General features: G+C 37.1%; 21 protein-coding genes, 1 tRNA gene and 5 pseudogenes. 12 read left to right on the forward strand and 15 right to left on the reverse strand.

Annotation, left to right across the window (positions count from 1 at the left end):
• The 8 genes and pseudogenes from ACFILZ_RS07835 to ACFILZ_RS07870 form a co-directional block, all read left to right on the forward strand.
• Positions 1 to 208: pseudogene (locus ACFILZ_RS07835) on the forward strand (hypothetical protein); the annotation flags it as partial.
• Between the two features lie 37 nt (positions 209 to 245).
• A complete protein-coding gene (locus tag ACFILZ_RS07840) occupies positions 246 to 896 on the forward strand; it encodes an antA/AntB antirepressor family protein (RefSeq protein ID WP_375610809.1) in 651 nt (216 codons plus the stop codon).
• 435 nt (positions 897 to 1,331) lie between these two features.
• Positions 1,332 to 1,788 (forward strand): annotated as a pseudogene (locus ACFILZ_RS07845) (antA/AntB antirepressor family protein).
• A 219-nt stretch (positions 1,789 to 2,007) separates the two neighbouring features.
• Entirely contained in the window at positions 2,008 to 2,229 is a 222-nt protein-coding gene (locus ACFILZ_RS07850) for a hypothetical protein (protein ID WP_375607554.1), read from the forward strand.
• Positions 2,230 to 2,314: 85 nt separating this feature from the next.
• A pseudogene (locus ACFILZ_RS07855) lies at positions 2,315 to 2,470 on the forward strand (ERF family protein); the annotation flags it as partial.
• A 243-nt stretch (positions 2,471 to 2,713) separates the two neighbouring features.
• Positions 2,714 to 3,338 (forward strand): annotated as a pseudogene (locus ACFILZ_RS07860) (lambda exonuclease family protein).
• 67 nt (positions 3,339 to 3,405) lie between these two features.
• On the forward strand, positions 3,406 to 3,894 hold the full coding sequence (locus ACFILZ_RS07865) for a DUF488 family protein (protein WP_375610808.1): 489 nt from the start codon (positions 3,406 to 3,408) through the stop codon (positions 3,892 to 3,894).
• A gap of 96 nt (positions 3,895 to 3,990) precedes the next feature.
• Positions 3,991 to 4,177, forward strand: a pseudogene (locus tag ACFILZ_RS07870) (helix-turn-helix transcriptional regulator).
• Positions 4,178 to 4,280: 103 nt separating this feature from the next.
• Here ACFILZ_RS07870 and ACFILZ_RS07875 read toward each other — a convergent pair.
• The 8 genes from ACFILZ_RS07875 to rpmH form a co-directional block, all read right to left on the reverse strand.
• Positions 4,281 to 4,365: transfer RNA gene (locus ACFILZ_RS07875), tRNA-Leu, on the reverse strand.
• Positions 4,366 to 4,479: 114 nt separating this feature from the next.
• The gene (locus ACFILZ_RS07880; protein WP_375607302.1) at positions 4,480 to 5,100 is read right to left on the reverse strand and encodes a 2,3-bisphosphoglycerate-dependent phosphoglycerate mutase; all 621 of its coding nucleotides are present in this window, start codon (positions 5,098 to 5,100) and stop codon (positions 4,480 to 4,482) included.
• 28 nt (positions 5,101 to 5,128) lie between these two features.
• A complete protein-coding gene (gene dapB, locus ACFILZ_RS07885) occupies positions 5,129 to 5,941 on the reverse strand; it encodes a 4-hydroxy-tetrahydrodipicolinate reductase (protein WP_375610807.1) in 813 nt (270 codons plus the stop codon).
• Positions 5,942 to 7,057: 1,116 nt separating this feature from the next.
• Positions 7,058 to 7,750: a glutathione S-transferase family protein gene (locus tag ACFILZ_RS07890; protein ID WP_375607300.1), complete on the reverse strand. Its 693-nt coding sequence runs from the start codon at positions 7,748 to 7,750 to the stop codon at positions 7,058 to 7,060.
• Between the two features lie 139 nt (positions 7,751 to 7,889).
• Positions 7,890 to 8,534, reverse strand: coding sequence for a ribosome biogenesis GTP-binding protein YihA/YsxC (gene yihA, locus ACFILZ_RS07895; protein ID WP_375608503.1), 645 nt, complete (start codon positions 8,532 to 8,534; stop codon positions 7,890 to 7,892).
• Entirely contained in the window at positions 8,534 to 10,369 is a 1,836-nt protein-coding gene (gene yidC / locus ACFILZ_RS07900) for a membrane protein insertase YidC (protein ID WP_375610806.1), read from the reverse strand. The genes yihA and yidC overlap by 1 nt, the downstream gene beginning before the upstream one ends.
• On the reverse strand, positions 10,359 to 10,748 hold the full coding sequence (gene rnpA, locus ACFILZ_RS07905) for a ribonuclease P protein component (protein WP_375607297.1): 390 nt from the start codon (positions 10,746 to 10,748) through the stop codon (positions 10,359 to 10,361). Before rnpA ends, yidC begins: the two co-directional genes overlap by 11 nt.
• A gap of 117 nt (positions 10,749 to 10,865) precedes the next feature.
• Positions 10,866 to 11,000, reverse strand: a complete 135-nt coding sequence (rpmH, locus tag ACFILZ_RS07910; protein ID WP_005864709.1) for a 50S ribosomal protein L34 — start codon at positions 10,998 to 11,000, stop codon at positions 10,866 to 10,868.
• A gap of 585 nt (positions 11,001 to 11,585) precedes the next feature.
• Between rpmH and ACFILZ_RS07915 the strand changes: the two genes are divergently transcribed.
• Positions 11,586 to 12,647: an Mrp/NBP35 family ATP-binding protein gene (locus tag ACFILZ_RS07915; protein WP_375608506.1), complete on the forward strand. Its 1,062-nt coding sequence runs from the start codon at positions 11,586 to 11,588 to the stop codon at positions 12,645 to 12,647.
• Between the two features lie 481 nt (positions 12,648 to 13,128).
• Here the strand turns inward: ACFILZ_RS07915 and ACFILZ_RS07920 are convergent, their stop codons facing one another.
• The 7 genes from ACFILZ_RS07920 to ACFILZ_RS07950 form a co-directional block, all read right to left on the reverse strand.
• Positions 13,129 to 13,920, reverse strand: a complete 792-nt coding sequence (locus ACFILZ_RS07920; RefSeq protein ID WP_375607295.1) for a pyrroline-5-carboxylate reductase — start codon at positions 13,918 to 13,920, stop codon at positions 13,129 to 13,131.
• A gap of 55 nt (positions 13,921 to 13,975) precedes the next feature.
• On the reverse strand, positions 13,976 to 14,221 hold the full coding sequence (locus ACFILZ_RS07925; protein WP_375607294.1) for a hypothetical protein: 246 nt from the start codon (positions 14,219 to 14,221) through the stop codon (positions 13,976 to 13,978).
• Positions 14,222 to 14,324: 103 nt separating this feature from the next.
• Positions 14,325 to 14,693 carry a YraN family protein gene (locus ACFILZ_RS07930; protein ID WP_375607304.1) on the reverse strand — a complete coding sequence of 123 codons (369 nt, stop codon included), beginning with the start codon at positions 14,691 to 14,693 and terminating at the stop codon, positions 14,325 to 14,327.
• Positions 14,694 to 14,703: 10 nt separating this feature from the next.
• Entirely contained in the window at positions 14,704 to 15,591 is an 888-nt protein-coding gene (gene rsmI / locus ACFILZ_RS07935) for a 16S rRNA (cytidine(1402)-2'-O)-methyltransferase (protein ID WP_375607293.1), read from the reverse strand.
• 2,088 nt (positions 15,592 to 17,679) lie between these two features.
• Complete coding sequence (locus ACFILZ_RS07940; protein WP_375610805.1) at positions 17,680 to 19,341, reverse strand: 4Fe-4S dicluster domain-containing protein; 1,662 nt, start codon at positions 19,339 to 19,341, stop codon at positions 17,680 to 17,682.
• A 3-nt stretch (positions 19,342 to 19,344) separates the two neighbouring features.
• On the reverse strand, positions 19,345 to 20,265 hold the full coding sequence (locus tag ACFILZ_RS07945; RefSeq protein ID WP_375610804.1) for an electron transfer flavoprotein subunit alpha/FixB family protein: 921 nt from the start codon (positions 20,263 to 20,265) through the stop codon (positions 19,345 to 19,347).
• Between the two features lie 51 nt (positions 20,266 to 20,316).
• The gene (locus tag ACFILZ_RS07950) at positions 20,317 to 21,063 is read right to left on the reverse strand and encodes an electron transfer flavoprotein subunit beta/FixA family protein (protein WP_375610803.1); all 747 of its coding nucleotides are present in this window, start codon (positions 21,061 to 21,063) and stop codon (positions 20,317 to 20,319) included.
• A gap of 513 nt (positions 21,064 to 21,576) precedes the next feature.
• Between ACFILZ_RS07950 and ACFILZ_RS07955 the strand changes: the two genes are divergently transcribed.
• The 3 genes from ACFILZ_RS07955 (at position 21,577) to ACFILZ_RS07965 (ending at position 24,308) form a co-directional block, all read left to right on the forward strand.
• Positions 21,577 to 22,392, forward strand: a complete 816-nt coding sequence (locus ACFILZ_RS07955; RefSeq protein ID WP_375610802.1) for a hypothetical protein — start codon at positions 21,577 to 21,579, stop codon at positions 22,390 to 22,392.
• Between the two features lie 183 nt (positions 22,393 to 22,575).
• The gene (locus ACFILZ_RS07960; RefSeq protein ID WP_375607288.1) at positions 22,576 to 23,496 is read left to right on the forward strand and encodes a sulfite exporter TauE/SafE family protein; all 921 of its coding nucleotides are present in this window, start codon (positions 22,576 to 22,578) and stop codon (positions 23,494 to 23,496) included.
• Positions 23,497 to 23,498: 2 nt separating this feature from the next.
• Positions 23,499 to 24,308, forward strand: a complete 810-nt coding sequence (locus ACFILZ_RS07965; RefSeq protein ID WP_375608511.1) for a TIGR02186 family protein — start codon at positions 23,499 to 23,501, stop codon at positions 24,306 to 24,308.
• Positions 24,309 to 24,313: the final 5 nt, after the last annotated feature.

A 24,313-nucleotide genomic window follows, 5' to 3' on the forward strand; every position in this document is an offset into this window, starting at 1 on the left:
TGTTGAAAAGTTTGATCTAAAAGAAGGCGTGGATTTTGTTTTTACAAAACAAGAATGGAACAGACAGAAGATTTGTCCAAAATCTGAAATAGAAATAGATAAAGCCGATAATCATTACTTCAAAATTCACGCAGCAAAGAAAATCGCTAAAGCAGAGCGCCATAGAAACTATGACAGAATATTATATCAAACCTTATGTTTTTGTTAATTAAGACAGTGATGATGCAAAACTTTAGGAGTTCATCATGAATACTCTCATAGAGATTAAAGAACAAGCCATTGATAAGGAAATTGTTCAGACAGTAAATGCACGTGATCTGCATGGATTCTTAGAGGCAAAACGTGACTTTTCCAATTGGATTAAGGACCGTATTACCAGATACAATTTTATAGAAGGACAAGATTTTATAAAAACACAAGATTTGCGGTCACCAAATTTGGCGAGCGCAAAATCTAGAGCTGTTATCAAAATTAATTACCATCTCACTTTGGAAATGGCAAAAGAACTTTCCATGGTAGAGCGTAATGAAAAAGGTAAACAAGCCCGTCAATATTTTATTGAATGTGAACGGCGTGCAAAGAAACCTTTAGACCTTGCAAACGCATTAGAAGACCCTCTCTTTATTAAGAAACTGCTTTTAGAAAGCGTCACACAATTAGAGACTTTAAAAAGTGAAGTGAATACCCTTAAACCAAAGGCAATGGCTCTTGAAAGCTTACAGCGCCATGATGGACTCTTTGGTCTTACAAAAGCCGCTAAAATACTCGAGATGCAACCAAAACAGTTCATTCTCTTCTTACAGCAAAAAGGTTGGGTTTACAGACGAGAAGTAGGTGGAAATTTGCTACCGTATCAAGACAAAATCCAAGAGCTTAAAAGACAAAGCATGTATTAATTAAGGAATGCAATAATGAAAAAGACATACGAATTTACTGATAAAATCAATATGATTTATTTGCGTCAATTTTCAAACTTTTTAATTGACAATATACTATTAGTATATATATGCTCAAATCAGGTGCTTGAAAAACACCTTAAATGCATAGCGGATGAATTACCGAAACAGTTTATTTTCCACACATTAAAGGCTTTGACGCGTTGTATGTTACACGCATATAATGACTTTGTCGGGTGTAGTTACGCTATACAATACTCTTTATGGGGAAAGCGTAACGACGGACTATGCACCGTGTTTTTCAGCACCCGGCATCCTTTATTGGATGTCAATGAAAAACATCTAACTGCATAGGAGTTCATTATGAACACTCTTATAAAAATTACAGAACAAACAATTGATTAGGAAACAGTTCAAACCGTTAATGCGCGTGAGTTGCATGCATTTTTGGAAAGCAAAGAAGATTTCTCTACTTGGATAAAAAAACGCATCATTGCTTATTCTTTTCTTGAAAGGCGAAGATTTTATTCGCTTCCACAAAAAAATGGAAGCGAACAATGCTATAGCAGTAGAATATCATCTCACCTTAGATATGGCGAAAGAGCTTTCCATGGTTGAACGTAATAAGAAAGGACGACAGGCACGTCGTTACTTTATTGAATGTGAGAAAAAACTAAGAAACCAATCTGTTGATTATTCTTGTGATACACGCTTTGATTTGCCAAGCTATTGGGAAGGTATGAACGCTGGTGAAAAAGTTTTGTATCTTTTAGATCCAATTCATATGCGTCTTATTGATACTTTCAGAGTAGATGAAGAGAACAGAAAATATAAAGCCCTCATTAAAGAAGCAAAACAGGTCTTAGAAAGATCTGTTGTAAAAGCCGCTTAGTTTAAAAAAGATTTCATTTCCTCGTCTTTTCAGACGGGGAGGTGGTCAATATCACACAGTCTCTAGAAACAGGATTGTAACAACCAACCAACTTTTAAAACATGCGTGATTCACGCCACACGTGAATTGCGCGTAATGGAGAAAATCAAAATGAGTGAACAAAACACTAACCTAATAGAAATTGAAGAAACACATCATTTAGCCGTCGAATAAACTGCTATGGAATGTATTTTAAATAAAGCATTAGAAAGTGACGTCAGTATTGACCGCTTAAAGCGTATTCTTGATTTAAGAGAAAAAGAAATAGAACGACAAGAGCGCCAAAACTTTGTCCGTGACCTTTCGGCTATGCAAACAAAATATCAAAATATTGAAAAAACTCTACAATCACCCATACAAACAGCAAATACGCTATGCTTGATCAGTACATTGATGCTTTAAAGGATGGGCTTGCAAAATACAACTATATTAAACAGAAAAAAACGTTACCATAGAAATAATTCTGCCTCATCCTTCAGGAAATCAAATCTCAACAGAAGGAACATTTCCAATTGACAGTACAGGCTCTAAAAATAGTATACAATCAATTGGTTCCACACTTACCTACGCACAGAGATACCTGTTAGGCATACTTCTTAATGTAGCAAGTAAAGAAGACGATACAGATGGTCAACCGCAAACCAAAGAAGGCGATACAAATAATCAAAAAGTTTCCTCTAAACAGATAAAGCAAATCGAAGAATTAATTAAAGAAACAGGGACAAATGAAAGTAGTCTTCTCTATTTTGCAGAAGCAGAAAAACTAACAGATATGTCTTGTGAAAAAGCAGAATTGGTTTTGGGCATTTGGAAAGAAGAAAAAATATTCAAAAAGAAAAAGCTCTACAATTGCTCCCATCACAAGAGCAACAAACGGCGGTGTGAGATGGAGCAACGAATAGCAGAATGATTTTCAAGCAAGTCTAGGGAAAATCACCGCATCAAACATTTACAACATACTCAATAAAACTACAAAAGGATTGCCTACGAGCAAATATGAAGACTACAAAATCAAACTCATAACAGAGCGCTTAACAAGAGAAACAAGCCCCTATTATGAAACTGAAGATATGAGATGGGGTATCGAACATGAAGAAGATGCCTTGAGAGAATATGGCTTCATTCATGATGCCGATATAACAAAATGCGGCTTTATCCAACACCCCACAATAGAAATGGCGGGGGCTAGTCCTGATGGTCTCATTGGAGAAGACGGTTTAATCGAAGTCAAATGCCCGAGATCAGTAACACATATGCGCTTTTGTATAGGTGACGAAATCAAACCAGAATATCACGCACAAATGCAATTCCAAATGGCTTGTACAGGACGAAAGTGGTGTGATTTCGTAAGTTATGATCCACGTTTTACGGGGGAATTTTTTCACTTGCGCATGAAAGTCAAGCGTGTTCTCCGTGATGATCAACAAATTGAACAAACCAATCAAGTTGTTGAAGCCTTTTTAGCAGAGATAGAACGAGAGATACAACAACTCTCTACAAAAGCCGCTTAAACCTTATGGGGGTGTTGTCTAACACATATCTACAATCACCCCCACCCATTTACTAAGGAAATTAAACGTGTGTAACACAAAACATATTATCATACAGCCTGCTAAAGATGAGGAATTTTGTTTTTTTACCATTGGCTATGAAGGTAAGTCCCTTGAGAATTATCTTAGTTGTCTCATAGAAAACAATATCAAAACTTTATGTGATGTTCGTAAAAATCCAGTAAGTAGAAAACACGGATTTTCAAAAAGACGATTAGAGCAAGCTGTAAGCAATATTGATATTGAATATATGCATATGCCTGAACTTGGAATTGCTTCTGAAAAACGAAGAAATTTGAAAACACAAAAAGATTATGACCGCCTTTTTAAAAATTATCAAAATACAACTCTCAAGAATAATTTTTGTGCAATAAACAAATTATATCAAATTTTTTTAAACAAAAAGCGCGTTGCAATCACCTGTTTTGAAGCCAATGTATGCATGTGTCATAGAGGACAACTCGCATTAGCTCTTACTCAATTACCTGATTGGAAATATGAAATTAAGCACCTCTAAAAAATAAACTTGCAGATTTTTAAAAACTGGAGTGCTCCACATGCTTCCCAGCACCCCCGCCCATTTAATTAATATAAAAAAGAGAAAGGTAATAAGATGATATTTGATGATGGAGATGGATATGTAATAACACGTGAGTGTGCAAAGTTTTTTAGTGTATCCACAACCACGATTCGTAATTAGGTGCTTCAAGGGGGGGCCAGAGCTATATAAGCTAGAGAGAGCAGTGAGATGGAGAAAGAAAGAGATCTTATCCTTCACTCCAAAGAAAAATAAGGAATAAATTAGCTAAAGTTATATAAACCGTAGAAGGTGGTCTAAAAGTTGGTCTTAAAATAGCTCTTTAAAGAAAAAATTTATATATTTAATATGTTAAAGATACAAAATGGTGCCCAAAAGAGGACTCGAACCTCCACGCCTTACGGCACAGGTACCTGAAACCTGCGCGTCTACCAATTCCGCCATCTGGGCTTATAAAATTCATCTAAGTGCATGAAGTAACTCTGTCAATAAAATTATAGAATTTATTTTTTCAGCTTAAAACGATAGCATTGAACTTTTGAGGGAGATCATGATTTTAGAAGTTTAAGGTGTGAGGACTGTCTTTGATAAAATTGTTGAATCCGGATTAAATGTGTAAATAATAGGAATGCCGGTCGCTAATTCTTGAGATATAATTTCCTCACTGGAGAGACCTTCAAGCGCCATAATAAGAGCACGAAGAGAATTTCCATGTGCTGCGATCAAAACAGTTTGGGAGCGCAAAATATAAGGCTGGATATGGTAAAGATAATAAGGCCAGATGCGCGCACCGGTATCGCGTAGGCTTTCTCCATTCGGTGGCGCAATCGTATAGGAGCGGCGCCACATTTGCACTTGCTCCTGCCCCCATTGTTGGCGTACTTCATCTTTATTTAAACCAGAAAGATCACCATAATTACGTTCATTTAATGCTGGATTTTTTATCACTTCTAAATCTGATTGTCCCATTTGCTCTAAAATGTGCTGAGCGGTTTTTTGAGCTCGCTGTAAGGCAGATGTATAAGCGATATCAAACCTCAAACCATATTCTTTCAGTTTTTTTCCTGCTGCTATCGCTTCTGCATGACCTTTTTCTGTTAAATCGGGATCTTTCCAACCGGTAAAAAGGTTTTTGAGATTCCATTCACTTTGTCCATGACGAATTAGTGTAAGTATGCGTCCCATTATAAATTGCCTCTATTCTATTGATTGTTTAAAATTCATCGTTCAATCCCAAAACATCGAACATTGAATAAAGACCGCTTTCATGATTTTGTGCCCATAAAGCTGCTTTTAATGCGCCATTGGCAAAGATAGAGCGTTCTTGCGCTGTGTGTGAAAGAACAATGCGCTCATTGGAACCAGCAAAAATGACACTGTGTTCTCCAACAACTGTCCCACCACGTGAACAGGAAAAGCCAATGGTGCCTTTTTTGCGTTTACCTATATGACCATTACGTTCGTTGACACACACATTTTTAAGCATAACATTGCGTCCTTCAGCTGCTGCTTGGCCAAGAAGAAGGGCTGTTCCAGAAGGAGCATCAACTTTGTTAGCGTGATGCATTTCATAAACTTCGATATCAAAATCATCGGCTTCTAATGCTTTAGCGGCTTTCTTTACAAGGTTGGCTAAAAGATTTATTCCAAGGCTCATATTCCCGGATTTGACAATAGTTGTATATTTCGCAAAATCTGCAATTTTTTCTTCTTCTTTTTTGCTAAATCCTGTGGTGCCAATAATATGGACAAGGCTTTTTTGAGCAGCGTAGTTAGCATAAAGAATGCTGGCTTCTGGTTGTGAAAAATCTAAAATACCTTCTGTATTAGAAAAGGCATTTTCGGGATCATCAGTGATACTAATCCCAAGAGAATCTGAACCAATTAATGCACTGGCATCTTTTCCTACAAACGGTGAACCTTTACGTACAAGAACAGCACAAAGCTCTACATCTTTCCTCTGCTGGATTGCTGTAATGAGTTCACATCCCATTCTTCCATTTGCACCAACAACTGTAAGGCGCATTTTTATCTCCTTATGATACTTTACTGTGCAGTATAGGCAAATTCTTGTCTTCTTTCCAATGGTTCTTTTTCTTTATAGAAAATTTTTTTCTTGCTTTAATTTATCTTGTTGTGCTGTAAAACACTGTTGTTTAGAGCAAGTGATATAAGATCTACAAATTTAAATAGAGATGTTTTTCGTTAGAGTGTGTGATGAATATTCTTAAGTAAGGTTTGCTTATGAAATCTAATGAAGATTGTGTATTACTTTACGCTTTTGTTTCTTTCGTTCTTTAAAGGGGAGCGTTCTTCATGCAAAATAAGATCTTCCAAACAAAATAGACCTATGTTGTCAATTCATACGCTTTTCTTAAAGAAATATATTTATCAATTCTTCTAAACTTATTTTATGATAGTGCTCGTGAGTGGTATCACGAGAGAGTATCCATGAATAATATAAAATCTATTCTGCGCCATTATCTTTATGCTTCATAAATAGAGCAAATCAGCATTATCATCCGTTTTGTTAGCCTTTAATGTTTTAACTTAGTCATTTTCACTCATCAATTCCATTTGTGACGCATAAGAAAACGATTATTTATCATTGTATATAAATACGTTATCCATAAATAAAATTACGTAAAAAGGGGTAAAAACAAGGGGCTAACAAGAAGTTGGATTGTTTACATACAAGAGTTGGGCGGATTCTTCATCTTTTAGGAAAGTCAGTTGAAAAAATTGTTATGTTGTAAAAACGCATGATGAGGCTTTGTTTATTATAGAGAAAATAGGATATATATTATGCAATGCGTTTTTTCATATATTGGGAAGAATGGAGTATAACATGCGTTAAGTATTGTTATTTTATTTGCCTAGCTTCCAATGATGCTACAGTTCTTGTATTTAAAGAGAGTCTTTAAAATCCTTTCTTAAGTATTTTTTATCCCTGTGCTGATTTTTTTTGTGACACGATAAGAAAGTGATTTTTGTGATTCAATTATAATGGGTTTTATTCTCTGTTTAATACGATCATAAATCAATGTATTATTATATTGTTTATACGCATGCATAAAAATTCATAAACCTATAAATATCCTTTAGATAGAATATCACTTTTATTTTTGTTTGTGAGAGAAGGCTAGAAATCAAGATCTGCATAGTGAGCACTTGCAACAATTCCGCGGACGCGATCTGTTAAAAGAGAACGAAAAGAAGGGCGTGATTTAATTCTCATATACCAGTCTTTGGCAGCAGGAGATTGTTCCCAGTCAATTTCCCCTAGAAAGTCAAGTACAGAAATAGAGGCTGCGGCTGCTAGGTCTGCATAGGACAAGGTAGAACCCACTAAGCTATCGCGAGAGGCACAAAGCCAATTGAGATAGTTCATATGGGGTAAAATATTGGCACGCGCATTGCGTAAAATTTGTGAATTAGGAGCACCACCGCCAATGGCAAGTGGCATTTCACGTTTGTGGATTCGTTCTCGTACGATATGGCGCGTTGCTTCATTTTCGAATTTATTTAAGAACCAATCATTGAGACGGCGTACTTCCGCACGCTCTAAAGGATTTTCCGGAAAGAGCTTATTTTCTTGTCGTAAACTTCCATGTGTTTCGTCTAAATATTCGCAGATAACAAGGGGACCAGATAATGGAACTTCGTGTTCATCGAGAAAAACAGGAACATGACCAGCAGGATTGAGGGCTAGAAATTCGTGTCTTCTAGCCCATTCATGTTCTTCAATCAGTTGAGTGGTTACACCATATTCTCCAAGAATGAGGCGTATGAAGCGCGAGGCAGCGGATAGGGGAGAGTGAAAAAGTGTCAGCATAATTTACACTATCAAATAGAGTTGAAGAGAATTCTTTCAAGTAATCATTTTTATAAAGATGCTTGACTAGAAGTACAAGATCATTAGTAGCTGCTAGTAATTATAATTAATAAATTGTTAATGACTAGGAACTGTTCTCTTATGCGATGGTTTGCAAAATGGCAGCACGTAATTCTTCTAAACCGAGAGCTTTTTCTGAAGAGGTTACAAGAAGCTCAGGGTAAGCTGCTGGGCGCTTGAGAAGCTTTGTTTGTGTGATCATAATTAATTTTTCTAAGGCTTTTGATTTGATTTTATCGCTTTTTGTCAAAACAATTTGATAAGAAACAGCGGCTTTATCAAGAAGAGCAAGAACCTCTTCATCATTATTTTTAATTCCGTGGCGTGAATCAATCAGGATATACACACGTTTTAGCGTTGTGCGTCCTCGTAAATAGCTAAAAATCAAATTTGTCCACGCATCAACCAGATTTTTAGGAGCAGCAGCGAAGCCATAGCCAGGCATATCTACTAATGCTAGAGGGGGAAGATCTCCTAGCTGCCCACTGAAGCCATCGGGTACAAAATAATTAAGCTCTTGAGTCCGTCCTGGTGTGTTTGAGGTACGTGCTAAGCTTTTTTGTTGGACGAGCGCGTTGATTAAAGATGATTTTCCAACATTGGAACGTCCTGCAAATGCAATTTCTGGTGGTCCTTCAGGGGGAAGAAAGTGTATTGCTGGTACACCACGAATAAAAATCCAATTGCGAGAAAAAATTCCAGAAAGGGAAGAATCTCTTGTCATTAATGCACTTCTTTTTTGGGTGATTTTCTCCACATGGATTTCAGATTATCAAAAAGTTCAATTTTGACACCTTGGCGTGTCATCATGATACTTTGCTGGATTATTGATAGTATATTGTTCCATGCCCAATAGATGACAAGACCAACAGGAAAAGAGGCGAGCATAAAAGTAAAGATGACAGGCATCCATGTGAAGATTATCGCTTGAGTTTGGTCTTGAGGAGCGGGATTCATACGCATTTGTAAAAACATCGTTATTCCCATAATCAAAGGCCATGCACCAATCATAAGAAATGTTGGCGTTGTGTATGGCAAGAGACCAAACAAGTTAAAAAGAGATGTTGGATCAGGTGCCGCTAAATCTTGAATCCAGCCAAAGAAAGGTGCATGGCGCATTTCAATGGTGATATAGAGAACTTTATAAAGAGCAAAGAATATTGGAAATTGAACCAACATTGGCCAACAACCGGCAAGAGGATTAATTTTTTCAGTTTTATACAGATCTATTATTGCCTGTTGCTGCTTGGTTCGGTCATCGGGATATTTTTCTTTTATTTCTAACAACCGCGGTTGTATAAGTTTCATACGCGCCATAGATTTATAAGATTTATTGGCTAGAGGGAAAAGAAGTGTTTTTAAGAGCACTGTGACAAGAAGGATGGCGATACCAAAATTTCCTGTTTGCTTATAAAGAATATCAATGAGGGCAAACATTGGTTTGGTGATGAAATCAAACCAGCCCCAATCAATTAAAAGAGCAAACTTTTTAATTTTTAGGTCATTTTGATAATTATTAATAATTTCAACTTGTTTTGCACCAGCAAAAAGACGATTTGTAACAGTTTTTGTTTCATTTGGGGCAATCGTTAAAAGCGACCCTAGCAAGTCAGACTGATAATGCGTTTGCAAACGATCAAAATAAATAAAACGGCTTGTATATTCTTTATTTTGCGGGGGAATAACTGCTACAGCCCAATATTTATCGGTAATACCAATCCAACCTCCTGTTACTTTGGAAAAAGTCATGCTTTTTTGCCCATTATCAGGATTTGGGTCAAGCTCTGCTAAGGTTTTATATTTTTCAGTTTTGAGCGAATCTCCTGCAATACCTATCATACCTTCATGAAGTAAATAGGTTGCATTTGTATGTTCTGGTGGTGCTGCACGTGCAACGCGGGCATAGGACGAGAGATGTATTGGTTGATCACTTTCATTGCTGATAGAATCCTCAATGGTAAACATGAAATGATTATCAACAGAAAGGGTCCGCCGGAAGATTTGTCCCTGCCCATTATTATAAATTAAAGTGATGGGTGTTGAAGGGGTCAGGGTTGTGTTGTTTCCCTCTATTTTCCATTGTGTATCAGATTGTGGCAAAGCCTTTGCTGGCAAAGATGCGCTGGTAAAACCAAACTCAGCAAGATAGGTTGTTTTGAAGCCTTTAGGATTTAGCAAATCGATTTCCGGTGATTTTTTGTCGACTGTTAAACGATATTTTTTGAGGTGAAGATCATCAAATTGGGCACCAACAAGATTAATAGAGCCTTCCAATTCATTGGTTTTGATCGTAATACGCTCTGTTTTGTCCAATACAGCTTTCCGGATTTCAGGTGTCATGGGCTGTTCGATGATAGATGTAGCTTGATACGTTGAGATATCATCAGAAAAATCTGTCGTGGTAGTAGAAAGGACTGATTGTTGTTTTGACAATTGCTGTGCGATGATTTGTTGTTTTTGTAACTTTGCTTGTTTGGGAGCAACATGAAGAAATTGCCATGCGATGAGCACTACGAAAGATAAGCCAATAGCGATAAAGAAATTGCGGTTATATTCCATCCGTACACCCTTGTTGTTGCTGATGTTTTATTTTTGGTTTTATTCGCCGATTTAATTCATTAATCAAGGATGTAAAAGGTGCATGTAACACATCACGGTACGCTACAATGACATAGTCTGTTCCTGCTTCCATGTGGTTTGTTACACCAACTCTCACGGCCTCACGCAAGCGCCTTTTAATACGATTACGTTTCACAGCATTACCGTTTTTACGAGTAACAGTGAAGCCTACACGTGCAAAAAGAGAATCTTTTCTTTCTGTTGTTTGTTCACGAGATTTAACTTCGAGCAAAAATAAAGGACCACGTCGTTTTTCTCCTGTACGGACAGCCAAAAAGTCTGCTCTTTTGCGAATACGGCAGGGATGTTTTTTCTTCATAAAAGAATATTTCGCAATTTCATTAAATGTCTGCAAGCAGACATTGTAGGTTCATAATAAAAGTTTCACAACGAAGAAACGATGAGCAATCCTCAACGGTTGTGAAAATTTAAATGGTTAAGCAGAAAGCCGTTTACGTCCACGAGCACGTCTTGCAGCAATAACTTTACGTCCTCCAGCTGTGGCCATGCGTGCACGAAACCCATGGCGGCGTTTACGGACAAGTTTAGAGGGTTGGTAAGTACGTTTCATTTATTTAAATACCGCAGAGTGCGGCCCTTCTTAATCTTCGTTTTATGAGTAGTTATGCGCGAGATAAACAATTTTATCCTATCATACGGCTGTTAACCCATAAGGAAAAATATAAAAAAAGTCAATCTTAGATTGTTTTTCTCTCTCTTGAAAGAATACAAAACACCTTATAACTATTTGTAACGCTTTTTTACAATACTGTAGGAGTGTTAGAAAATAACGATTGAATCTACAGAACATAAATGGCTAGGGCCTTAAAGAATTAAAGAAGGTGTGACTGATTACTGTATGCTCAATTTAAAATATCCTTTAAGATTAAGAGTTTTTTTCAGTTTTTGTTTTTACAAAATTTTTATCAGAATATTCATTAAAGTGGTTGTAGCACAAATGTGATTGATAGGATTTTATAGCAGATTTTATGTTTGAGCTTCTTTATTTTAAGGATGGTTTCATATTTTTAAAGAGATAAGAGATGTATACTTTATAATGCTGAGTTAAAGTAGAAAATTATCAGGTGATGAACCTTGTAAGTATTTTTCGTTCTTATGCTTATATTTGCTGGTATTTTTATAGAGAGGAAAGAACATGGATCTTATCACAAGTGAGGCTGTCCGCAACGTATTACGTACAGTCAAAGGACCAGATCTTGAAAGCGATATTGTGTCGTTGGGTCTTCTTTCAGAAATATTGATTGCTGATGGTAAGGTTTTCTTTTCCATTACAGTTCCTGATGGAGGTGTGCAAAAATGGGAATCATTGCGTCGTTCTGCTGAAAAGGTGGTATGTGCTTTGGAGGGAGTGAAATCTGCTGTTGTTACACTTACAGCAGAAAAAATAACAAAGACAGCACCTAGTCGGAGAGCAAATCTCTTACCGATCAAAATGCCCATAGAAGGTGTGAGGCATGTGATTGCTGTTGCTTCTGGAAAAGGAGGGGTCGGGAAATCTACGATGGCAATAAATATCGCCTTAGCTTTACAAGATTCTGGTTTCAAGACGGGGGTGATGGATGCTGATATTTATGGTCCTTCGTTGCCACGTTTGACAGGACTTGTTAATCAAAAACCACAGCTTATTGGAGAAAAAAAGATTCAACCTCTTGAAAAATTTGGACTTAAATTGATGTCGATGGGATTTTTGGTGGAGGAAGAAAAGCCGGTGGTATGGCGTGGTCCTATGGTTATGGCAGCTGTAACGCAATTGTTACGAGATGTTGTATGGGGGCCTTTGGACGTTTTAGTCGTTGATATGCCGCCAGGTACAGGGGATGCACAATTAACGCTTGCGCAACAGGTACAATTAACGGGTGCGTTGGTTGTTTCTACACCTCAGGATCTTGCTTTAGTTGATGCGCGTAAAGCGATAGAAATGTTCATGAAAGTCAATGTTCCTATTTTAGGACTCATTGAGAATATGAGTTGTTTTATCGCTCCTGATACAGGAAAACGCTACGATATTTTTGGCTATGGTGGTGCACGGGCAGAAGCAGAACGTCGAGAGGTCCCTTTCTTAGCAGAAATACCGCTTGATCCAGCTTTACGATTGTCTTCAGATGAGGGCGTCCCTATTTTTGTTGCTAAGTCTAGTGAAGAGCTTGCTAAACTGTATCGTACAATTGTTGATCAAATAAAAAATCAACTCTTTTGAATATATGTTTATTTAAAAGAATTTGCAAAATGCAATCACGAAAGACAGAAAAATGTTGCTTTTTTGTAAGGAAAAGAGGGAACCTTAATGCTTGAGTGGAGTACGAGAGGTGAAACAAACAAAAAATGAGCCATGCACTTGGGTAATCTGAAGGGGAACTCAATCGGAGCGGCTGGAGCAGTGAGGTGGAAAAATATTGGCATTGGTGCGAAAAGAAGAAGATAGAAAATAAAAATAATTTAGGGAAATGGTAAAAGGTTGTAAAAAATATTTAACAATCACTTTTTTGCGATAAAAGCATCTTGAAGATTAATCGGAAAATTTATCCCTATCTACTTAAATTAAAGGGATGGGTGTTTAAAAAGCCCATTTATCTTGCTCTTGAAATATGTATAGCAGGTAATGTTATCAAACCATATTCAAGAAAAACTCAATGAAAATATCAATAACCTTCTCTTATTGAGAGGATAAAAAATGCTGGTCAAGCCTTTTTAGAAGCATTTATTTTTTGAAAAGTAGCTTCAATAGCTGTTGTTAAAGCACGTCTTCCCCCTTGATGAGAAAAACAATTTGACAAAAATTCATTTGTTCCCCCCTTTGTTGAAAACTCTTTTTCAAGGAGTACAAAATCGAGAGATGTAGCACAATCCGTTGCTATAATTTTACGCATTTCATCTGTAAGATTACCAAACATCATGGTAAGAAATTCTGCTGATTGCTGTTGTTTTAACCCCTGTGTTATAAACCATTGATGGGCTGTTTCTATAAAATTAAAATATATGCCCATAAGTGAACCAGCAGTCATAAAAAGATTAAACTGCTCTTCCTTATCCAGCACCAATGTACCCCCCAATGCATCAAATAGAGCGCGTAAAAAGGGATGATCGGGATAAATTGGTGTCAAATTTTTACACTCTGCAACAAAAGGTAGAGGAACAGCACGATAAACTTTATGGTTGATCCATTCTTCTACTTCTGCTGCTTTTGCCATAGCAAGTACGGAAATAACCAGCTGTTCTGGACGAAAGCGAAGAGAACGCAAAACGTTTTCTGCAATTTGGTTAGGCAAGCAAAGAAAAACGTAATCACTCACATCGAGCAACATTTGGTTATTTTCAGCAATCATAACCTTATCATATGTGCGTGAAAGGTGCTCTGCTGTTTGTGCATTGCGAGGTGAAACAATAATGGAAGAAACGTCAAAGGTGCTTGTCATGAGGCCATTGACCATTGAAGCACTGATTGTGCCCGTTCCCAAAAAGCCGAGTTTCATTTCTCTTCCTCATTTTTATATTTTAAAAGGAATCTCAATTAACAGTTTATGTGTTTTAACTAACATAGATGCTAATTGAGGAAGCAACACATAAAATAGCAAGAATAATCAAGCCCAAATAGACTTTTGGTTTGTCAAATAGAACAGCAAAAGCAGAAAACCAACCAACAATAGCTGCGGCTAATGCAAATAAAAACCCCGGTTTATTCATAAGAACAATATGCATTGCCATTAAACCACCAATAATTAGCGCTCCAAAAACAATGAGCAAACCTGTTGCAAACTTTTCATAATCATCCATATTTCGCTCCTTATAGTGCTCAAATTGTTACACACTTTTTAACGCATATGCATATAAAAACGAAACGTTTTTTATTGGGTATGGTTAAAATTGGCGCCTCCTCTTATTTATTAGATGTAAAAAATGCGGGGATATGCTGTGGCCAACGCCAAGGTAAAACTGCAATCAAATCAAAACGTACAGACAAAAAGGCATAATCCTTTTGCCGTGCTAGCCAAATATCGGCTGCTGCCTCAATTCGCTTTTCATTTATTCGAGAAACTGCTTCCATTGCTTCGGCTAATGTTGAACGCGCTTTGACTTCAACGATTAAAACCAAATTTCCACGTCGTGCAATTAAATCAATTTCACCACATTTTGTTTTAAAACGCATTTCGGCAATGTGAAACCCTTTGCAACGCAACCACCATGCTGCCAATTTTTCTGCACGAACTCCTCGATAAAAAGACTTTTGTCTCTGTTTTTTTTGTATAGTCTTAATTTTATGCATTTTTTAAAAAATTTAACCGCTGAAAAAGTTCCTGCTTTTTAAAACCGGTCTTTTTTGCAACCAAAGCTGCTGCCTGAGCAGCAGAATGTGTCCGCGAGAGTTCTAATAACATTTCATCAACTTCTTGATCACTCATTACGTTTAAAGAAGATGATGATTCTCCAACAAGTACAACAATTTCTCCACGAATATGTGATTGTTTTTTGTAAGATTCCAACAAATTCCCCAAATTGGAAGCATCCACTGTTTCAAATTTTTTTGTTAATTCACGACAAATTGCGGCAGGTCGATCAGCCGAAAAAAGCGTGACCATATCCTGTAAAGTTTCAACAAGACGATGCGGTGATTCATAAAAAATCAAAGTCGCTGGAATCTCTTTTAATTGTTCCAATCGTTTTTGACGCTGTCGCTTGCGTGCACTCAAAAAACCTGCAAAGAAAAAGCTATCCGTAGGAAGCCCTGTCGGTATAAGAGCGGCTAAAAGAGCTGATGCTCCAGGGATCGGAATAATTTTATGACCAGCTTTACGTGCCTTTTCTACCAATCGAAATCCGGGATCAGAAATAAGTGGCGTTCCCGCATCGGAAACAAGCGCTACCGTTTTGTTTTCTGCCAAAGCGGCTAAGAGCTTCGGACCCGCTTTTTGCGCATTATGTTCATGATAGAGAAAAGTTTTTTTCTGAATACCATAACGTTGCAACAAAACACGTGTTACCCGCGTATCTTCACACGCTAAAATATCAATTCCTGCAAGCACTTGCAAAGCACGAAGCGTAATATCTGCAAGATTTCCGATAGGCGTTGCTACAAGATAAAGCCCTGGTTCTATAACGGGGGCAGAATAAGCATGCGCACCTATAAAATATGCTCTTTCACACATGCTCTTTTCTTTTCATCAAATTCCCCTCACACAAGATTTTTATTCATACTCATAAGCTTTATAAGCCATTTTTGTTCATTTTTTACCAGTACATTTTTTATCATTACAAAGGCTTACTTTGCTCGAATAGTTGATACTCCCACAATACAATAGTTTTACCTTCATATTCACTAACATTATCATCTGTTTTTCAGCATGATCTTTTTCAAAAAAACAGATTCCAGATGTAGCCAATATCTTATCAGCTCTATAATTTTCTATAAAGTTTTTCCTTCGAGAACAAAAAACAATTTTACCTGTGCCTATATTTCACGCTTGGTTGTGCTCTTTTACAAGCTAAACTTTCTCGATTATTTCCATAACGCCCATCTTTCAAATACTCCATTGATATTCAAACTGTTCTTCTGAGTAAACGTAAGCAGATCCTTTTAAAACACAAACAACTCGCTATATCGTTATTGATCAAATATAAGCCTTTCTTAGAAAAATATTTCATTTTGTCCTATTCTCTTCCCCCTTAACAGATATAAAGAATATCTTAAAAACTTTTAAGATTTATTTTTATCTTAATTATTTGATTTATAATGGATAATTTATTATTTTTTGCCTATAGAGTAGGCGCCTTAAATATCGTAAAATTATCTCATTTTAACGCCTTTTATCATCAATGAATCAAAATCATTTATGTGCATCACAAGGAGGATTTGTGTGTCGTTAAAGACGAGTAAAAAAGGAGTAAAATGCCTTTTTGAGCTCTCTTAAAGCAAAGGCTATCGCAACATTGGAGTTAGCAAAGAAAGTGATGCTGCCGGTTTATACTTTTTATTGCGTTATGGAACTATTCATTGACGAGAATACGTGATATTTTTCTCAAGATTTGTCACGAAAGAATTGTTCGATATGTCTTGAGAGCTATCTTTTAAAAATAAATCCATAAATAAACAACACAAGTCTGTTTTAATTTTAGGCGTTTTATTTTTTTGAAGGATATGCTCCTATAAAAAATGCAGGTCATAAAAGCAGGGACAATATGTGATCTCTCTTTTTTAAAAGATAGTGTGATGTTTTTGAAAGTCGTAAAATCGCATGACAAAGATGATGATAAAGATGGAAACGAATTTCTTCCTTTCAGACTTCATATTCTTACTCAATGAAGCAGTATTTTCGTTTCAGGAATTACTCAAATAGAATATGCAAGATTTTTGCTCAGGATACAAAAGCTGGAATGACTCGCTTTCATTCACCTTTATCTTTCTTTACATATATGCCGCTTGTGTTCGATTTGGATGTTGATTTACAAGTTACAGCGAAAGTACAAGCTTTATAAAGAAAATACACTATAAAACGCGTAATAGAATGGTCATGAATTGGAAAGACATTTGGGCTTTGTCAGATATTATTTCCAATAATGATAGCGCTTATGGCTTTTTATTCTTATGGTGTTTTTACACATTCTTTGCATTACATCTGTAAAGGTTAGATGCAAGACAATGTATAGCCCCCCTTGATTTGAGCGTAAAAAGTTGATGTGATACTCAGATTTTGGGATGTCTTTATCAGTAGAAACATATTGAGAGTGATTAAATAAGCATGCTCTGTGTATGCAATATTTTATTTTTTCTACATTCATCCGTGGTTTTCTTTAGTGAAAATTGTTTGGCAAAGGATAGGAGATAAAACAAACTCGAAGCATATCTCCATGGGTTTTATTCTTGGCTTTTTGAAACGATTGAGTTTTCTTATGAGGAGGCTAAAAACATTTTGAATCATGGGGGAGGGAGCAAAGTGGAGCTACAGCTTTGTCTTTGTACAGACTGTTGAGAGTAGAGTCTGTATTTTTATAGCAGAATGGTTAAGATATCTTCATTCTTGTTTTGTTATTAAGATAAAAAATTTTTTATAAAAATATGTTATGTTTTTTATTGAAAAAAGTCATACGGTGGGGAGAGTCTTTTATATTGAGAATAGAGTCCATTTTACACTGTGAAAGAACGTGATTGATAGATTTATGATCTGAGGAAATATTTTTATTCAATGTGTTTTGTAGATTTCAATTTTAGCAAAAAGAACAATGATCATTAGCGGGGGTTACATATTGGGATAGAAGGGGCCTTCATTACCTTGCGGACAGGTCCAAGTGATATTTTGGTTCGGGTCTTTGATGTCGCATGTTTTACAATGTATGCAATTTGAAGCGTTTATCATATAAGTCAGATGATCATTATCCTCTAGCCACTCGTAGACAGCGGCGGGGCAATAGTTTGTGGAAGGTCCTCCGTAGATTGCATATTCAGAGTCCTTTTGCTTTTTTAATGAGGCTATTTTTAAATGGCAAGGTTGATTTTCTTCATGATGCGTATTGGAAAGGGCAACACTTGAAAGGCGATCAAAGGTTATAACGCCATCTGGTTTTGGGTAAGAAATGGGTTGAAATTTTTCTGCTGGTTCAAGGCATGCATAATCTTCCTTTCCATGGGAGAGTGTTTTAAATAAGGAAAATCCGAACAGTTGTTGCCACCACATATCAAAACCAGCAAGTTTAATTCCATATTTTGTCCCATATTTTGCCCAGAGCGGTTTGGCATTTCGCACTTTATAAAGATCTTTGCCAATGAGCCCTTTTCGCCATTGTTCTTCGATTTCTTTAACCTCATCATGGGCACGCCCTTGAGCAAGAGCGGTAGCGATTTTATCGGCAGCTAATATGCCAGATAAGATGGCATTGTGTGATCCTTTGATACGAGGAACATTGACAAATCCAGCAGAGCAGCCAATAAGTGCCCCACCAGGAAAGGTGAGTTTTGGTACAGATTGCCAACCTCCTTCGCTGATAACACGTGCACCATAGGAAAGACGCTTTGCACCTTTAAAGATTTTATAGAGTTTTGGATGTGTTTTAAAACGTTGAAATTCTTCAAAGGGAGAAAGATAAGGATTTTTGTAATCTAAGTGCACAACAAAACCGACAGAAATGATATTGTTTTCTTGGTGATAAATAAAGCCACCACCACCGGTATTATTGTCTAAGGGCCAACCGGTGAAATGTTGCACTAAACCGCGTTGGTGTTTGTGGGGATCAATTTCCCAGAGCTCTTTGAGACCAAGACCAAATTTTTGTGGATCACGGTTTTTGCTAAGATTAAAATGTTGTATCAGTTGTTTTGCAATTGAGCCGCGTGCTCCTTCCGCAATTAAAGTATATTTTGCCAATAAAGCCATTCCAGGCATATAATTTTTTCCAGGAGTTCCATCTTTGTTAAGCCCCATATCACCGGTGAGAACACCAATGATCGCTTTGTTATCGTTTTGGATAATCTGTGTTACGGCAAAACCAGGATAGATTTCAACACCCAATGCTTCAGCTTTTTTGCTTAACCAGCGGCAAACGTTTCCAAGCGAAACGATATAACACCCGTCATTTGATAAGATTTTGGGATGCAGAATATTGGGAAATATTGTAGCCTTTTGAGGCTTTAGAAAAAAAAACTGGTCATGGGTAACAGGGGTCGTGAAGGGATGATCATTGTCATTTCGCCATTCTGGTAAGAGTGTATCGATACCAATGGGGTCAATAACTGCGCCAGAGAGAATATGGGCACCAACTTCGGTACTTTTTTCAACAATTGTGACAGAAAGCTCAGGGTTAATTTGTTTCAAACGAATTGCGGCAGAAAGCCCTGCAGGTCCTGCTCCGACAATGACTATGTCAAACTCCATACTTTCACGCTGGTCATGCAGAGGTGCTTTCATGGTTTATAAAGCTTTCTCCAATTCTGGAATAATTTGATGGAGGTCACCTACAAGAGCATAATCGGCAATTTGCATGATGGGAGCTTCTTCATCGTTATTAATGGCAACAATAATTTGTGCATCCATTATACCGGCTAAATGCTGGATTGCACCGGAAATGCCGACGGCGATATAGAGTTCAGGGGCAACGACCTTTCCTGTTTGTCCAATTTGCCAATCATTGGGTGCATAGCCTGCGTCCACTGCTGCGCGGCTGGCGCCCAAAGCGGCATTTAATTTGTTTGCGAGAGGAAGAAGTAGTGCCATAAATTTCTCTTGAGAACCAAGACCACGTCCGCCTGATATAATAACACGAGCTGAGGTGAGATCAGGACGATCACTTTTCTTGGTTTCTGCTTTTACGAAAGAAGAAAGATTTGGATTGGGGGCTGGGGTTATTGTTTTAATGGGAGCAGAATTATTTTGGGAAGGCGTTGGGGTGAAAGAAGCGGTGCGAACTGTTATAATTTTTTTATAATCATTGGTGCGTACAGTTTCAAATGCATTGCCTGCATAAATTGGTCGTTTGAAGGTATCGGGTGAAAGAATGGCGGTAATATCTGAAATTTGCATAAGATCAAGAAGAGCTGCTACGCGCGGCATCACATTTTTCCCAGTACTGCTGGATGCTGCCATAATCACATCATAATCATTTACTAACGTGAGAATTGTATCTGCCATAGGCTCGGCAAGTTGATGGGCTAAATAGTCTGCTTTTGCAATAAGAACTTGACGCACACCATCAAGTTTAGCACTGTTTTCCGCTATCGTTTGAATTTTTTCTCCGCAAACCAAAATATCGATCTCATTACTGAGTGCACGCGCAGCCGTGAGAGCTTTTGCTGTTTCTTCTGTATTATGATCAGCCAATAAAAGAATTGCCATAAGTTTTTACCCTTTTATGTAAGTGTTGCTTTTACTCTAGTGGTGAGAATATTAAATGCAGTTCTTTTGTTTTAGCGCACTGACAAGCTCTCCTACATTAGCTACTTTAATACCGGATTGACGGGGTTTGGGTTCTTCAACGCTTAAAATTGTTAAGCGTGCTTTCGTATCGATGCCAAGATCAGTCAGCGCTTTTTGTTCAATGGTTTTCTTTTTTGCTTTCATGATATTAGGGAGAGAGGTGTAACGCGGTTCATTGAGCCGTAGATCGGCGGTCATAACCATGGGAAGGGGAAGAGAAAGGGTTTGTGTTCCATTATCAACTTCACGAATAACTGTAGCATGCCCATTTTCTATGTTAAGATGTGAGGCAAAAGTTGCCTGTCCCCACCCAAGGAGAGCGGCGAGCATTTGTCCTGTTTGGTTGCTATCGTCATCAATCGCTTGTTTTCCTAAAAAGACCATATCAGGTTTTTCTTCATCAACTATGGCTTTGAGAATCTTAGCAATTGCTAAGGGTTCAAGTGTTTGATCCGTGGTGACAAGAAGTGCGCGATCAGCCCCCATTGCAAGTCCTGTTCGTAGAGTTTCTTGGGCTGCTTCTGGTCCGATTGAAACAAGAATAACTTCTGAAACTTTACCGGATTCTTTCTGGCGAATTGCTTCCTCTACGGCTATCTCATCAAAAGGATTCATAGACATTTTTACGTGAGACAGATCAACGCCTGTGCTATCGGGTTTGACACGTATTTTGATGTTATAATCAACAACACGTTTGACAGCGACAATTATTTTCATGATGATCCTCTTTGTTGTATGATTACAAGTTTATAGCAATACTCATAAGAAACAAAATTGTTTAGAATGCAGTCTTATTTATAACTTGTGTTTTCTATCATATAAGCTTTTTTTACGTTTACTTGTACTTTCTTGTTGTCATTTTCAATCTTCATATCTTTTGCATTGCCATAATTGCCTTATTTGCTTGAATAAAAAGTAAAAAAATCACTCTGTCTTATGAGAATATTTTTTTCATTTTATATGCTCTGTTTATGATGGCGCATCAGGGGCTTTAGGCAATGAAAAAATTAAGTGAAAAAAATAAAAATGGGGGAATGATTTTGCTCTTCAAATCTTGAGGACAAAAAAATAGAGATTTTTCTTTCAAATATTTTAAATAAAGATTGGGGCGAAATATTTCTAACAAAAAAGTTTTTGGGCGTTCTTAAAGCTCTATTTACTAAAATAGAGCACACTTTATTCATCATTTGTGCGATTCTTTTCAAAAAGGTTAATGAGGGGTAAGCGTTTGTGAATACGAAGGGTCATACGATCGACCAGCCGATCAATCAGGTTAGGAATGATAAATTCTCTTCTTTTATTGAACAGAAGGAGAGAACGGATGCGCCTATGGATGTAACGATGTCGGATATTGCTCAAAAATTACGCACTGTTCATGCACAAATGCAAATGAAGCATTCTTCCCGTTCTTTGATAGAGCAGGGGGCTTTAGAAGAGCATTTTAAATCTTACTTAGATGATATTAGTCGGGCCATTTTGGCTGAATATTATATCCGTCGTCAAAGGGAAAAAAAGCTTTTTGAATCTTTAGAGCAGATTAAAACAATTGTTCAAAGTTTACAGAGTGAAAAAAAGAGCTTAGAAGAAGCAGCACTAACACAACGTGGACCTCGTTCAGAATTTCCTGATTCTGTTGTACAGAAACTTGCTCATATGGAATATGAGGGAAATAAAGAACGCTTATCACTTCAAAAGGTTCAAAATTTTTCGAGACAAAACGGTGTAATTCCACTCCAAACAAATGTTAAAAATGTGGCGCAGAAAGAAAATAAAAACTCTTTGCCAAGTGATACTATGAAGCCTTCTTTTAAAAAGGTTGAGGGAGCCGTAGAGCGTGCTTCGATAGAAAAAAAGGATATGGGTATTCAGGTGCCTAATCGTGGCATTGAGAATGATTTTTCTTCTTTAAAGGCGCAGTCTCAAGAGAGTGTTTCGTTTTTATCTCATGTGGTGAAAAAAAGTGTTCTTTGTTTTTTAACCGTTGCATTTATGGTAGCGATAACGTTATGTCTTTACAGCGTTTTAAAAGGAGCGCGTTTTTTTTAGTTTTTATGATGTTGATGTTAATAGATGTGAAATGTATTGCGCATTCGTGGATTATGCGAAAGTTGTATAGTAATTAAAATTATTCTTTTAAACACGCAACAGAGATTATTGGAAAAGAGGATAATTTGGAGAAAGATTCTCTCAATTGTTAAAAAGCCTCAGATTATCTTGAAGGTTCTGTAAGTGAGTATTTATTTACCAATTGCTGAAATGTCTCTCAATATGCTGATTTTGATTGGTATGGGAGTCGTTGCTGGTTTTTTTTCTGGTCTTTTTGGAATTGGGGGCGGTTTTCTTATCACTCCTTTATTGATTTTTTATAATATCCCTCCTGCTATTGCTGTTGGAACAGGTGCAAATCAGATGATTGCGTCATCTGTAACAGGGGCGATTACCCATTTTAGAAGACGTACGCTCGATATCAAACTTGGTATTCTTTTGGCGATTGGAGGAGGGGGGGGATCTTTAATCGGGATTCAGATTTTTTCTGTTTTGAAAAAATTAGGTCAATTAGACTTAATGATTTCTCTTCTTTATGTGATTCTTCTTGGAAGTGTAGGAAGCTTGATGATTGTTGAAAGTTGGTATGATATGATGCGCAAGCGTAAGGCAGGAAAAGCCAATATTCGTCTTGCTGGTCGACATAACTGGATTCATCGCTTACCGTTAAAAATGCGTTTTCGGACATCTATGATCTATGTCAGCATTATTCCAGTTTTAGGGATTGGTCTCATTGTAGGGTTGTTGTCTTCTATTATGGGAATTGGTGGGGGGTTCTTTATGGTACCAGCATTGATTTACCTTCTGCGTGTTCCAACCAATGTGGTGATTGGAACTTCACTTTTTCAGATCACATTTGTGTCTTCTTTCACGACAGTTTTACAAAGTATGACTCATCAGTCCGTTGATATTGTCCTGGCTTTTTTATTAATGCTGGGAGGAAGTATTGGTGCGCAATATGGAACACGGGCTGGACGGAAGTTAAAGGCGGAACAATTGCGTATGGCACTTGCGTTTTTGGTGTTGATTGTGTGTATGCGTCTTGCTTTTCAATTATTTATACGCCCCGATAATCTTTTCTCTCTGGATATTCTTATGAGATAAAAATGGGTAGATTATTTTCTTTATGCATCATTACAAGTTGCTTTTGTTTTGTTTCTTTTTCTACATGGTCACATGTTGGGACGACAGCGACATTCGTTGATCAAGTTGATCACGAAACTGTTCAAATTATCGTAACAACAAATACGATCACTGTGGATGCAAATTTTGCTGGTCGTGATCTTTATATTGCTGGTGTTTTGGAAAATATTGATCCGTTATATGCTCGACAAAACCGTTATGATGTTGTTGTGAGCTTGGAGGGACAAGATCGGACAATGGTGATGCGAGAAAAAAAACGTAATGCCGGTGTTTGGGTTAATACAGATTCTCTTATTTTTAAAAAGGTTCCTCTTTTTTACTCTATGGTTACAACACGTGAAATTGACGATATTACGAGTGTTGAAGATTATAAACGCTTGGGGTTAGGATTACTTTATTTGCCATTGCAGACGGATGAAAAAGATCAGAAAAAAATACAGATCTTTCGCGATGAACTTATAAAACTGCAAAAAGCCAAAAGCCTTTATTATGAGGAAGTAGGGGGTGTTCGTTTTGGTTCTGACACGCTTTTTACTGCACATTTTCGTTTACCAACCAATATTCCTGTTGGACATTATAAGGTTCGTGCTTATCTTTTTCGTGATGGTCAGTTTATTGATAGTACAACAACGACTCTTGAAATTGTTAAAGCACATATCGCTTATACAATTTTTTACGCAGCACATAAGTATCGTTTCTTATATGCTATTGTTGCGGTGATCATTGCTGTTACCACAGGATTTTTATGTCGTTTGATTTTTCGAAAAGACTAGCGCAA

Source organism: Bartonella sp. AP40SXNS (assembly GCF_042195825.1).
In the GTDB taxonomy this organism is placed as follows: domain Bacteria; phylum Pseudomonadota; class Alphaproteobacteria; order Rhizobiales; family Rhizobiaceae; genus Bartonella.